Source organism: Nocardia sp. NPDC047654, assembly GCF_043205035.1.
Taxonomy (GTDB): Bacteria; Actinomycetota; Actinomycetes; order Mycobacteriales; family Mycobacteriaceae; genus Nocardia.
Genome location: NZ_JBIDDF010000006.1, coordinates 269,773 through 282,910, shown reverse-complemented (window position 1 = coordinate 282,910; position 13,138 = coordinate 269,773). Strand labels below are relative to the sequence as shown.

The following is a 13,138-nucleotide window of genomic DNA, read 5'->3' as shown; positions in this document are numbered from 1 at the left end:
GTCCGAGTGTCAGCGGCCGAGGACGCGTTCTACACGGGTGTTCAGAATCTTGGGTTGGTCGCCGGTGGCGTGCGCAACGAGCAGCATGCGGCGGCCGCGTTTCGGGCCGCCACCGATCTCGACCCGGACATGTGCGACGCCTGGCTGGGGCGCGCCATGGCGGGGGAGGTCACCTCGGAGGTGATCTACGGCGCCTACCGCTCGGTGCACAATCTCTACCGCGACCAGCAGCGGGCCGGGCTGGTCGATCGCGCGCTGTGGTGCCAGGTCGAGATCGGCATGTACGGATTGCGCGTCGCCATGGCCGACCGCGATCAGATCGCCATCGCGCAGGCGTGCTCGTATGCCGAAGGCGGTGAATGGCAGGAAGCCGCGGCGATTCTCGACGAGGTTCCCCGCGACGATGTCTCCGATTTCGTGCGCATGTCGCTGTACTTCCGGACCAAGCAATGGCCGGAGGTGCTCGCCCTGCGCACCGCGCGACCGGCGCTGGAGGACGGCCTGCTCGACATCGCCGCCGAATTGATGACCGCCCAGTCGCTGGCGCACCTGGGCCGCTTCGGCGAGGCCATGCCGCGCGCGCAGCGGATCGTGGAGGACAGTTCCTCCGGCAGTCTGTCCTACATCTGGGCCGACGCGCACTTCCTGCTCGGCATGCTGATGCGGCACAACGGCGATCACGACGCCGCCGAGAAGGTCCTCAAGGGGCTCCAGGGTTCGGCGCTGTGGCCCGAGCGCGAGGAATGGCAGCGCGCGGTGCGGGACAAGTCGTACCGATTCGAGGTCGCCACCGCGGAACTCATCGCGTCCCGGACCAACAGGTGGGACCCGAAGACGGGTGACGATCCGCGCGAGGCGGCCGCCACCGCGGCGCGGGCGGAGCGCGAGAGTCTCCTCACGGAGGCCTCGGACCTGTTGCAGGCGCAGATCGGCATGGATTCGGTCAAGGAACAGGTCGACCGGCTCAAGTCCGGCGTGCTGATGGACCAGGTGCGCGCCAAGCGCGGGCTCGCCGTGGATTCGAAGTCGCAGCACCTGATCTTCTCGGGTCCGCCCGGCACCGGTAAGACGACCATCGCCCGCGTGATCGCCAAGATCTTCGCAGGCCTGGGTGTCGTGGAGAACGCCGACGTGATCGAGGTGTCCCGCAACGACATGGTCGGCACCCACCTGGGTCATACGGCGCCCAAGACCAATGCGCTGATCGACTCGGCGCTCGGCGGTGTGCTCTTCATCGACGAGGCGTACACGCTGATCCAGGAGGGTCTTTCCGGCGGCGACGCGTTCGGTAAGGAAGCGGTGGACACGCTGCTGGCGCGGATGGAGAACGATCGGGACAAGCTCGTGGTGATCATCGCCGGATACGAGGACCAGATCGATCGGTTCCTCGCGTCCAACGACGGCCTCGCCTCGCGATTCACCAAGCGCATCCGTTTCGCCAGCTACGGCGCCGACGAGTTGGTACAGATCGCCGAGCACATCGCACGGAACAAGGACTCCATCCTGTCCGAACAGGCACGCGAGGTGCTGCGCCTGCGCTGCGAGGAGTTGGCGGGGCAGACCAAGAACGGACGGCGGCTGATCGATCTGGCCGGTAACGGCCGGTTCGTGCGCAACGTGGTGGAGGCCGCCGAAGCCGAGCGTGACTACCGCTTCACCAGGGAGAACGCGGACATCGCCGCGATGACCGACGAAGAGCTCATGACGATCGACGCGTTCGACGTCAGCGCGGCGCTGGAGGGCTTGGCGCCGAGCACGCGAGTGTGAGGCGTCCGCTGATCCGATTCCCAGAGTTGGGAATAGGGGTCGTATTCATGCTGTGACCGCTGGTTACGGTGTGGTTGGCAGGGCGGCGGAAGGAACGAGAACCGGTGGCGCGCTTCCGGGTTGTGACGAAACACCAGATTTCCGGCTGGCGTTTTCTGCTGCGCCGGATAGAGCACGCGCTGGTCCGTCGAGACGCGTCGATGATCGATGATCCGCAACGTGGTCGCTCGACCGCCTTGTCCATCGGCATCGCGCTCGCGTGCGTGCTCATCGCGGGCGCTGCCGTGCTGGCCTTCTTCAAACCCGCCAAGAAGGTCGGGGACTCGAAGATCGTGGCGGAGAAGGACACCGGCGCGCTGTTCGTGCGGTTGAACAACCGGCTGTTCCCGGCACTGAATCTCACCTCGGCACGGCTGATCGTCGGTTCTCCCGACAAGCCCGTGCAGGTCTCGCGGGACGAGCTGTCGAAGTACCCGCGCGGGCCTTGGGTCGGCATTCCCGGTGCGCCCGGCAGCATCGTCGACACCGATGAGAGGGATTCGTCGTGGACGGTCTGTGACACGGCGCGAACCGGTGCGGCCGCGCCGGTCAACCCCTCGACCGGCCTGCCGACCTTGAGCCGCTCCGCGGTGCGGACCACGGCGATCGGTGGTCCGCTGACCGTGGACGGCGACGCCAACCGCCCGCTGGGTGACGGTGAGGCCCGTCTGCTGCGCGACGACACCACGACCTGGCTGGTGTACGGCGATGCCGAGAAGGGCGTGGTGCGCGCCGCGATCGACCTCGCGAACACCGCGGTGGCCATGGCGCTCGGCATCGACTCGACCGCTCCGGTGATGGCGGCTTCCAAGGGCCTGGTCAACGCCATTCCGGAGGCCCCTCCGCTGCGAGTGCCCGACGTGCCGGGTAAGGGGGAGTCGATCACGCTGAACAACGGATTCACCACGCCGGTCGGGTCGGTACTCACCGTGTCGGCGCCGGATCAGGGGGCTTCGTACTATCTCGTCTCGCAGACCGGGCTGGTGCGGATCAGCACCGTGTTGGCGGCGATGGTGCGGAACGCGGACTCGCAAGGTTCGGTGTCCACTCGCGCGGTAGGGCCCGACGTGATCGCGGCGAATCTGCGCCCCGGACAGTGGCCGGGCACCGCGTCCTACCCGGTCCGTCCGATTCGTCTGGTCGATCCGGAACGGTCCGGCGTCACCTGCTTGCATTGGGCGCGCACCGGAAGCGATCCGAACGCGGCCATGGAACTGTTGGTGGGCAGGCAATTGCCGCTCACGAAAGACGAGCAGGGGCGCGCGGTGGACCTGGTGACCTCCGCCGCGTCGCGCGGCACCACCGCCGACGCGGCGTACCTGCCGAGAGACACCGGCCGTTTCGTGCAGGTGACCGGCGCCGAAGCGGGGTCTCCGCTGCGGGAATCGCTCTACTGGGTGTCCGACAGCGGCGTCCGCTACGGCATCATCGCCGATCCGAGCAGCAGCGGCGGTACCGATCCCTCCCTGATCGCCCTCGGACTGCGGGCTCCGGTCCCGGCGCCGTGGAGCATCATCTCGCTGTTCGCGGTCGGACCCGCACTGTCCCAGAAGGAAGCTCGCATTCAACACGACGGAATTCCGAACAACAAGGTCGTCGCCGGGCTCGGTGGTTCGTAGTGACCAGCACTCGCCGATTCGTCCGGCCCGCCCGGACGGTGCGCGGTCCGAAAGCCCCCGCCGTGACCGAGTTGCGGCTGCAGCCGCCGACCGAGCTGCCCAGGCCGGTTCCGGCATCGCGGCTTCGGATGATCATGCCCGTGGTCATGGTGGCGGCCATGTGCGGGATGATGGTCATGATGTTCCGCGGCGGCGGAACCATGAACCCGATGATGCTGATGTTCCCGGCCATGATGCTGGTGTCGATGTTCGGCATGATGGGCGGCGCGCTCGGGGGCAACTCCAGCGGCGGCGCGGCGAGCCTCAACGAGGAACGTAAGGACTACCTGCGCAGCCTCACCGACAACCGTAAGACGGTGCACGCGGCGGAAGCCGAACTGTATGCCTTCCTGCGCTACACCCATCCCGGCCCCGACGAGATCGCCCGGCTGATCGGCGGCAAGCGGATGTGGGAGGTGCAGGTCGCGAGTCCGCAGTTCCTGCGCGTGCGGGTCGGCCGCGGGCGCATCGCCAACCAGGTGCGCGTCATCGTTCCCGAAGCGGCGCCCACCTCCGATCTGGACCCGGTCGGCGTCGTCGAACTGACCCGTTTCGCCAAGGCGTACTCCACGGTCGGCGGCATGCCCGTCGCGATCAATCTGCTGTCCGCGCCGCAGGTCGGCATCGACGGTGACCCGCAGCTGGTGACCGGCTTGATCCGCGCGATGATCGCCGAGGTAGCGGTGCTACACGGTCCGGACCAGGTGGCGGTCGCGGCAGTGCTGTCGGATCCGGACGCGCCGGAATGGGCGTGGCTGAAATGGCTGCCGCACACCCAGCATCCGAACGAGACCGACGCCATCGGCTCCAGCCGGATGGTGTACCGCACCGTCGCGGAGCTGCGCACAAAGGTGCTCGCGGGGCTCAATCGCGGTCCGTTCTCGGCGAATTCGCAACCCACTCTGGATCGCACGCACTACCTGCTGATCGTCGACGTCGCCGGACCAGCGAGCGATCGCGACATCTCCGGCATCGATGGGTGCACGTGGCTGCGGCTGGGTCCCTCGGAGCAGAATCTCCCGCGCGCGCTGCGCTTCAGCGTCACCGAGGACCGCTCGCTGAACGAGGTGTCCCCGCGCGGGGTGCGGCGCGTCGGAGTGGCCGATTCGCTGTCCGTGGCGGCCATGACGTCGATGGCGCGCAGTCTTTCACCGTACCGGTTGTCCACCGTGGTGGAGGCGGTTGCCGCCGAGCAGGCCAGCGGCGGCACGTCTTGGGAGGAAATGGTCGGCGTCTCCGACCCCGGCGCTATTCGCGTCGAGCAAGTGTGGATCCGGCGTCGCGACGAGGACCGGGCACGTCTCAACATTCCGTTCGGTCACGACCCGGCCGGCGGTGTCGTCTATCTCGATATCAAGGAATCGGCCGAAGAAGGCATGGGCCCGCACGGCATGTGCATCGGCGCGACCGGATCGGGTAAGTCCGAATTCCTCCGTACGCTGGTGCTTTCGGCGGTGTCGACACATTCCCCGGATGTCTTGAACCTGCTTCTCGTCGACTTCAAAGGCGGCGCGACCTTCCTCGGATTCGACCGCCTGTCGCACGTGACGGCCGTGGTGACGAACATGGAAGAAGAAGCCGACCTCGTCACCCGTATGGAAGACGTCATCAACGGCGAAATGGCGCGGCGGCAACGCATTCTGCGTGACGCCGGCAATTTCGCCAGCGTCGCCGACTACGAGCGCGCCAGGGAGCAGGGCGCGGACCTGCGACCACTGCCCACGCTCTTGATCATCCTCGACGAGTTCGCCGAGTTGCTCGAGCAGTACCCGAACTTCTCGAAGCTCTTCGTGGCTATCGGCCGACTGGGCCGATCACTGCGCATCCACCTGCTGCTCGCGTCGCAGAAGGTGCCGGCCAACCGGATGGGCGAGCTGGAAGCGCACCTTTCCTACCGCATCGCCCTGCGCACCAACCAGACCGCCGACTCACGCGACGCGATCGGCACCGCGGACGCCTACCACCTGCCGAAGAAGCCGGGTGCGGGCTATCTACGAGTCGGCTCCGGTGACCTCCAGCGGTTCCAGGCCGCGTACGTGGGCGAGAAGTACTCGCCCCCCGCGCAGGTGTTGGCGGCCTCCGCGCAACGCGCGCGACGGCCCGGCGGCGGATACCGGCCACCGCAACGCTTCACCGCCGGGCATATCGCCGACACTCGCCCCGCGGTGGTCGAGCCGGTGGTCGTCCAGGAAGCGCCCGAGGCAGCCGACGGCGAGTCGATCACCGTGATGGAAGCGGTGTTGCAGCAGTTGGCCCGGCACGGAAATCCCGCTCACAAGATGTGGCTGCCGCCGCTGGTCACGCCGCCCACCTTGGAGCGGATGATCCGCGCCGTGCCACAGGGAGCGTTGCAGATGCCCTTGGCGCTGGTGGACAAGCCGCGTCAACAGCGTCAGGACGTGTGGTCGGTCGACATGTCCGGCGGTGGCGGGCACATGGCCATCGTCGGCGGTACGCAGTCCGGCAAATCAACGGCGCTGCAGTCGTTCATCCTGTCCGCCGCGCTGACCCATACTCCCGAACAGGTGCAGTTCTACTGCCTGGACTTCTCCGGCGGCGGCTTGTCGTCGTTGGCGAATCTCCCGCACGTGGGATCGGTCGCCGCGGCCAGGGACGGCGACCGCATCCGGCGCACGATCGCGTTGGTGACGAACCTGCTCGAGAGCAGGCAGTCGCTGTTCGCCGAATTCGGTATCGACACCATCCGGAAGTTCCGCACGGTGCGTGACGGGCCGGGTGGGGCGCCCTGGCTCGACCGTGATCCCTACGGTGATGTCTTCTTGGTCATCGACGGATGGGACGTCGGGTTCGGTACGAACGGCCCGTACTACGACGAGTACACCCCGGTGATGGAATCCCTCGCCTTGCAGGGTTTGAACTACGGCATTCACTTGGTGGTGAGCAGTTCACGCTGGATCGCTATTCGCCCCGCGATCAAGGACCTGATGCAGACTCGCCTCGAGATGCGTCTGGGCGACCTGGCCGACACGACCTTCAATGTCCACCGCGCTGTGGTCGCGGCGATCCCCGCCAATCGGCCCGGGCGCTGTATATCGACCGACGGCCTGCACATGCTCACGGCGTTGCCGCGCATCGACGGGGTAGGAGAATCGGACTCGGCCGCAGAGGGCCTCGCCGCCGCGAGCGCCGAAGTCGCCCAACGCTATGCCGACCGGCGCGCGCCGCAGGTCAAACTGCTTCCTCCCCGCGTGGGCATGGACGAAGTGCGTATGGGGTGGCCCGCGCCGCAGGCGCTCGCTCAGCGTCTGATCGTGCCGTTCGGTCTCCGGGAATCCGATCTGCGGCCCGCGACGATCGATTTCAGTGTCTCGACGCACTTCATCGTGCTCGGCTCGACCGGGTCCGGTAAATCCACCACCTTGGCCGCGATGCTGGAGTCCATCCGGCACCAGTTCGACCCCTCGCAGGCCCGCGTGTTGCTGATCGACTATCGCCGGCGGCATCTGGAGACGGTGCCTCAGGAGATGCTCATCGGGCACGTGACCAACGAACGCGACGTGCGCGATGCGCTACCGGCGCTGGTGGAGAAGATGCGTTCGCGGCGCCCACCGGAGAACGTGACCCCTCGGCAGCTCGCGGAGCGGTCGTGGTGGACCGGGCCCGAGGTTTTCGTCGTGATCGACGACTATCACATGATCGCGCAGCGTGGCGCTCTCAACCCCCTTGAGCCCCTGAAGGACATCATCGTCGACGGCCGCGACACCGGCTTGCACGTGATCGCTGCACGTAATATCGCCCAGGCGGATACCGCGCTGTACGACAACGTGATCGGGCAGATGAAGAACCTCAACTCCTCGGGACTGATCATGGACGGCTCGAAGCTCGACGGCGTGCTGATCGGTGATGTCCGAGCTACCAAACAACCGCCCGGCCGGGGAATCCTGGTGGAGCCCATGAACTCTCGCCGAGATCTCGTCCAGGTGGCCTGGGTGCCCCAGCAGCTCTGACTTCAGCGTCCATCCCAAGGTTGGGAATAAATTACCGTTTTCCTTAGCAGCCGCTCGTTCCGAGCTGGTAGTCGCGTTCGATTGGAGTCTCACCATGGCACTCCCGGATCTCGGCAACGCGCCGCCGGAGGTGTGTCGGCACAGGTCTGCCCGTGCGACGCCATCGCGAATGAGGCGGACGCCACCGGAACGACAGGAAATCCGAGATCCAGCGGCGGTGTTCGTTCCCGGAGGAAGCCAGGAGGTGCCGGTACTGGAGAAACCCCCTGTAATCGGTGTGGTCGATGACGTCGATGGCCCGACCCGCGCATCGACGATTCCGACGCACACGCTGTCAACGTCCTCGGCGAATCCGTCCGAGGCAAGGTAAACGCCTTATAGGATAGGAACAGATATGCCCATCGGCTACACCGGCGACCCGTCCGAAATCAATGCCGTCGCCAAGAAGTTCTTCACGCACGCCGACACCTTCAAGAACCACATGGGTATTCTCGAGGGCATCAAGATGGAGTACGCGCCCGCCGTCCAGGGCGCGACCGGAAATGCCATCCAGCAGGCGATGCAGGGCGCTCTCGACAAGGGCGGAAAGCTGCACGCAACCTTCATGGAGATCGTCGACGCGCTGAACACCTCGGGCGCGACATTCGACAGTCAGGACCAGGAGAACGCGTCGCAGGTCAACAAATACAACCTCAATTTCTGATGCCTGATCTGCAGCAGAAAACAATAGGGAAAGGTTTCGGAAAATGGCTTTGAAGAACGATTACGATGCCGTCGAGGGTCTGGTCATCCGTACCGACAAGGTGCTCGGCGACATGACCGTCGACGCGGGGGAGCGGGACACGCTGGCGAAACTGCTCGCGCAGAATTTCCAGGGTGACGCCGGTACCTCCAACGGCGACCTGCAGACTCGCGTCAAGCAGCAGATCGACCAGTACAACGAGGCCCTGATGCAGCTGAAGGCCGCCACCAAGGGAGTGTCCGGCATCGACGGCCAGTTCCGTGTGGTGGATCAGGGCCAGGCCTCGCGGTTCTCGCAGATCGGGCTCTAGCGACTGCATGGTTCGAATCGCCATTCCGGCTCGGACCGATCGCGAGCCGGTCTGGTGACGGTCGATCCAACGCGGTCTCGAGCGCCCGGTTGATGCTCCAGCCGGCGCTCGAGACGATACCGGTCGACCAATATTCGCTGTCGCCCTCGACGTGTTCGTTCACTCGGACATCGTCGAGGGCGATCGCATGTCGGGGATGCCATTCGACCAGGGGAGCGGGTCGGCAAGTCGCGTCACGTGACGTTCAGTCGGGGTGTGGGAGTGGTTCTTTCACGGGCGGCGATGATGCGGCCGGGCGCGCTCGATGCGCAGCGAATCGCTATCCCCATGATTGGGAATAGCTTAACGTTCTGATTGCACCGCTCGATGCGAGCACGGCGCCCTTCGTTAGGAGCTCTCCATGTACTTCAGTCTCACTCCAGGGCAACTTCCCGCTATCGCCGCGCAAATGAGCACCGGAACCACGGATCTAGCCGGGACGATGGTTGCGTCCGCGGCGGGTAGTGTGCCGCTTCCGCCGGGCTGCGACGACGTGAGCAGGCGCATCACCCAGGCATTCTTCGGCTTCGCCACCAACCTCTTCGACAAGACGGCGCAGGGAGTGGGGCATCGCATCAACGCCGAGCCGCACCTGCCCGAGGTGGACGCCTGCTATTGCGCGGCGGATGCTTCTGGTGACAGCCAGATTACCGCCAAACGTGTAGCGTTCGGCGAGTAGTCGGAGCCGGTCGAGCGAAGGCCGATGCCATGGTCGATTACCTTGCGTTGCCACCGGAAGTGAATATCGCCCGGCTGTTGTCCGGGCCCGGCGTATTCGCGCTGGAAACCGCCGCGGCCGCCTACGCGGATTTGGCCGCGGCGCTGGCCGCCGCTGCGAGCGGGACCGACGGCTCGACCACCATGATGGGTGGGGCATGGCAAGGGCCGTCGTCCGATCGTGCTCAAGCGGCGTTCCGTCAGCACGCCGGCTGGTTGCACAGACAGGCAGCGGTCGCGGCGGATGCCGCGAAGTCCGTAGCGGAGCTGGGAGCGATTTTCGGCAGCGCGTCGGAAGCCATGATGGGTGTGGAGGCTTGGCTCGCGGAGTGGTATGCGAAGCAAGCAGCTCTCGCCGCCGCCAGCACGACGCAACTGGCCCCGCTCACGCTGGCGGCGATGGCGCTGAGTGAACTCGAGTATCTGGCCATCACGGCGGCAGCGGCCGCGGTGATGGTCGGCTACGACGGGGCGGCCACCGCCGTGCTGGCCGGGTTGCCGACGCCGGAAGTGCCCCTTCCGATCGTCAACGGTGGTGGTCCGATCCCCGATGGAACGACCTACAACTTCGTTTCGCCGGAGATCAAGAACCCGCTGGACAACGGCACCCACACGATTCAAAACGACGTGGGGAACCATCAGACCGGTGATCCAGGGGGTGATCCGGCCAAGACCAACCCGGATCCCACCGATCCCAAACCGACTGATCCCACCCAAACCACGGATCCCACCCAACCGGCGGACACCACGCAACCGGTGGACACCACCCAACCGACCGAGCAGTTGCCCGACATGGACAACCCATCGTCACTGTCGGATTCGCTCGGTAATTCCTCGCTGGACGGCTCCGGCACCGGTTCGATGGACCAGCAGGGTTTGATCGGAACATCGCAGGACTCGACGACGCTGGCCGGGCTGTACGGCGGATCGGGCAGCATGGTCGCGCTCAGCATGACTCGCGGCGGGCTGAGTGCTCTACCCGGCGCTGCGAGCGGTTTCCGGATGCCGTCCAACTGGTCCCTCGGCCGCGGCACCGCGTTCGGTGCCTCGCCGAATCCGACCGGGGGCGGGCCGGGTTCGCGTCCGACGGCACCGCGTGGAGCAACCGCGCCGAAGGCGCAGATGCGCCGACGCAGGCGCGACGAGGACCGCGAGAAGTCGAAGGTGTTCGTGCCCGGCGAACCGCAAGATGTCCCTGTCCTCGAGCAACCCCCGGTCATCGGCGTCATCGAGTACGGCGACGCCGACCGTCGAGACGAACTCGAAGAGCTCGAAGAGTCGGACAACGAGCAGTTGCTCCTGGTCGGTGTCATCGGAAGCGACGTCGACGAGTCGGCGACCGTAGACCCGGGACCCGCGCGGTGAGGTCCACCGTGGTCGAGTTCCAGTCCAAGGAGAGGAGGCTCGTCCCCTGGAAGCGGATCCGGTAGCGATCGATCTCAATGTCGATGCCGCTCTTTTGTTGAAAGAATTGGTCGGCATCGACTCGTATCCTCCGGTGCTGGCGCTGCTGCCGAATATCTATCAGCTCGAGGATCGAGAACGGGTGCACGCCGTCGTCGCGCAGGAACTCACCGAGGTGGGCATCATCGACGGTGACAGGGTGCACCCGGTGGTCGAGCACTGGCTGCGGTGCCTGTACCGGCCGGACATGGAACTGGTGGCCAGGATCCTGGTCACCGGAGTGGACGGGGAACCGCAAGGAATGCTGCGGTTTTCGCTGGTACGCAGCGGCGACACGCACGTGCTCGCCCTGCGCAGCGACGACAACGTGGTCATCCAGACGATGTATCAGGACGGTCAGAATCTGGACACGGTGACGGCCGCGCTGACCGCCGCGCTCGGTCCTGCGGAGGCATTGCGGTTCACGCCGATGACCACCACGGTCGAGCAGCTTCGCGAGGTACCGTCGGAACCGGACGAGCGACGACAGGCGTTGCTGGAGTTGGGCGCCCAGCCGCACACCGCGACGGTGCTCACCAGGGCGCTGGACGAGGTGGCTCGCCGGGCCGAGATCCTGGTGATCGAGCACCGGGACGGCAGCCCGCCCGAGACCGATGTGTCGGTGACCGTGCTCGACACGCTGTCGGGGCGGTTGATCGTCACCCCGAGCAGGGCGATGGATGGAGAGATATGGTCCACGTTCGCCCCCGGCGACGATGCGGCCTTGCGGTCGGGCATCGGGGCGCTCATCGACCTGTTGCCCGGTCGAAGTTGGTTCGACACAAGCAGACTGAACTGAACGTCGGACCGTGGTTGTGGAGAGGACGACGGAGATGAACCGAGCACCGAGCATCAACGGTCATTCGGCCGAATCCGCGCGCGCTCGCGGCGGTTATGACGCGTACTTCGCACCGACGAACGAGCTGACCGACGCGGCCGTCGCGCCGGGTCCCGCCCCCGAGGCCCGGCAGGACGCCGAGAAGTTCTCCCACGCCGACCCCGTGATCGGTGCGCCGCGCGAGCCGCAGGCGTCCGCCGGGGAATCCGAACCCCGTCCCACGCAGCATGCGGCGGTGACGCCGCCACCGAGTGCGAACACGCCGCCGCGGCAGGCGAATGCGCAGATGGCGCCGCCGAGCACGCCGCCGCAGGCGAACGTGCCTCCGCCGCAGGCGAACGTGCCCCCGCCGCAGCCGAGCACGCCGCCACCGCCCGCGAGCACGCCTCCGCCGGACTACTCCGTAGCGCCTCCCGCGGCACCACAAGCGGCGCAGAATCCTTCGGTCCATGAGCAGTCCGCCGAGCAGTACCGCGCGGAGCAGGCGGCCGCCCGGGTGTCTCAGGCGATCGCGCGGACCAATGCCGCATCCGCGAATGAGGAGTGGCAGTCCGGATCCGCGACGCCCTGGGTCCCCGAACGCGTCGACCACTCGGCGTACGAGCCGACCCCGCGGATCGAGGTGCTGCCCGCCGCGCTCAGCTCGATCGAACTGCTCGCCGACATCTCCGCAGCGAAGCGGGCGCAGCTGCGTTCCAGCTCCGGCATGCGGGGCGCGCTCAACAAAGTCGGCTTCAATTTGGGGCTTTCGCCGGCTGAGCAGCGCGCCGAGGACCGTAAGACGCGCATCCGGCGCCAGCTCACCACGACCTATCAGATCGCGGTGATCAGCGTGAAGGGCGGCGTCGGGCGCACCACCACCGCGGCGACGCTCGGCTCGACCTTCGCGGGCCTGCGCCCGGACCGGGTGGTCGCGATAGACGCCAACCCGGATTTCGGGGATCTCTCCACCCGCACCTGCAGGCATCCGTACGGCCTGACCCTGCGCGATCTGGCGCAGGCACAGAACCTGGACGCGTTCTCCGCGGTGCAGTCGTTCACCTCGATCAATTCGTCGGACCTCGCCGTGATCGCTTCGCCGTGGTCCACCGAGGCCACCGAGGCGCTGTCCGGCCGCGAATACAGCACCGCCGTGGAAACCCTGCGCAAGCACTTCAATCTGCTGGTGGTGGACTGCGGGACCGGCGTACTCGATTCGGCGACGGCGACGGTGCTGCAAACCAGCGACGCCGTAGTGGTCGTCACCCCGGCCACCGTCGGCGGCGTGACCGGCGCGGTGGCCACCTTGAACTGGCTCAGTTCGCACGGCTTACAACATCTGATCGCGAAGTCGATCGTCGGCATCGTGCATCACCAGCCGTTGAAGCCGACCGTCGACGTGGACGCGATCGAGAAGCTGTTCGAAACCGCGCAGCGCCCCACCTGCGTGCTGCCCTACGACGCGCATCTGGCCGAAGGCGGCGAGATCGACCTGCGGCTGTTGGAGAAGGAGACCGTGCTCGCGTTCGAGGAGCTGGCCGCCTGGCTGGCCGATGGATTCCCCGGATACCTCTCCAGTGGCGCCGACAACCACGGTGACCGCGGAGGGTGGCGATGAGCGAGCCGAGCGTCAGCGAG

General features: G+C 66.6%; 9 protein-coding genes. All 9 read left to right on the top strand.

Annotated features, from left to right (window positions below):
- The first annotated feature begins 6 nt into the window (after positions 1 to 6).
- Positions 7 to 1,767: a type VII secretion AAA-ATPase EccA gene (gene eccA, locus ACGF7Y_RS19725; RefSeq protein WP_063053637.1), complete on the top strand. Its 1,761-nt coding sequence runs from the start codon at positions 7 to 9 to the stop codon at positions 1,765 to 1,767.
- A 104-nt stretch (positions 1,768 to 1,871) separates the two neighbouring features.
- Entirely contained in the window at positions 1,872 to 3,425 is a 1,554-nt protein-coding gene (gene eccB, locus ACGF7Y_RS19720; protein ID WP_393235716.1) for a type VII secretion protein EccB, read from the top strand.
- Positions 3,425 to 7,432 carry a type VII secretion protein EccCa gene (gene eccCa / locus ACGF7Y_RS19715; RefSeq protein ID WP_393235715.1) on the top strand — a complete coding sequence of 1,336 codons (4,008 nt, stop codon included), beginning with the start codon at positions 3,425 to 3,427 and terminating at the stop codon, positions 7,430 to 7,432. The genes eccB and eccCa overlap by 1 nt, the downstream gene beginning before the upstream one ends.
- Positions 7,433 to 7,826: 394 nt before the next feature.
- On the top strand, positions 7,827 to 8,135 hold the full coding sequence (locus ACGF7Y_RS19710; protein WP_062975029.1) for a hypothetical protein: 309 nt from the start codon (positions 7,827 to 7,829) through the stop codon (positions 8,133 to 8,135).
- A gap of 43 nt (positions 8,136 to 8,178) precedes the next feature.
- On the top strand, positions 8,179 to 8,484 hold the full coding sequence (locus tag ACGF7Y_RS19705; RefSeq protein ID WP_062975031.1) for a hypothetical protein: 306 nt from the start codon (positions 8,179 to 8,181) through the stop codon (positions 8,482 to 8,484).
- 400 nt (positions 8,485 to 8,884) lie between these two features.
- Positions 8,885 to 9,202 carry a hypothetical protein gene (locus ACGF7Y_RS19700; protein ID WP_393235712.1) on the top strand — a complete coding sequence of 106 codons (318 nt, stop codon included), beginning with the start codon at positions 8,885 to 8,887 and terminating at the stop codon, positions 9,200 to 9,202.
- Positions 9,203 to 9,231: 29 nt separating this feature from the next.
- Positions 9,232 to 10,605, top strand: coding sequence for a PPE domain-containing protein (locus ACGF7Y_RS19695; RefSeq protein ID WP_393235710.1), 1,374 nt, complete (start codon positions 9,232 to 9,234; stop codon positions 10,603 to 10,605).
- Positions 10,606 to 10,651: 46 nt separating this feature from the next.
- Positions 10,652 to 11,482, top strand: a complete 831-nt coding sequence (locus ACGF7Y_RS19690; RefSeq protein ID WP_393235753.1) for an ESX secretion-associated protein EspG — start codon at positions 10,652 to 10,654, stop codon at positions 11,480 to 11,482.
- A 34-nt stretch (positions 11,483 to 11,516) separates the two neighbouring features.
- Positions 11,517 to 13,118 (top strand): AAA family ATPase, encoded by a 1,602-nt coding sequence (locus tag ACGF7Y_RS19685; protein WP_393235708.1) that lies wholly within the window; start codon positions 11,517 to 11,519, stop codon positions 13,116 to 13,118.
- Positions 13,119 to 13,138 lie beyond the last annotated feature (20 nt).

What these genes read in the sequence shown, in the direction of transcription:
- ACGF7Y_RS19685 (WP_393235708.1), top strand. Translation starts at nt 11,517, where the DNA reads ATGAACCGAGCACCGAGCATCAACGGTCATTCGGCCGAATCCGCGCGC.
- ACGF7Y_RS19695 (WP_393235710.1), top strand. Translation starts at nt 9,232, where the DNA reads ATGGTCGATTACCTTGCGTTGCCACCGGAAGTGAATATCGCCCGGCTG.
- ACGF7Y_RS19700 (WP_393235712.1), top strand. Translation starts at nt 8,885, where the DNA reads ATGTACTTCAGTCTCACTCCAGGGCAACTTCCCGCTATCGCCGCGCAA.
- ACGF7Y_RS19710 (WP_062975029.1), top strand. Translation starts at nt 7,827, where the DNA reads ATGCCCATCGGCTACACCGGCGACCCGTCCGAAATCAATGCCGTCGCC.
- ACGF7Y_RS19705 (WP_062975031.1), top strand. Translation starts at nt 8,179, where the DNA reads ATGGCTTTGAAGAACGATTACGATGCCGTCGAGGGTCTGGTCATCCGT.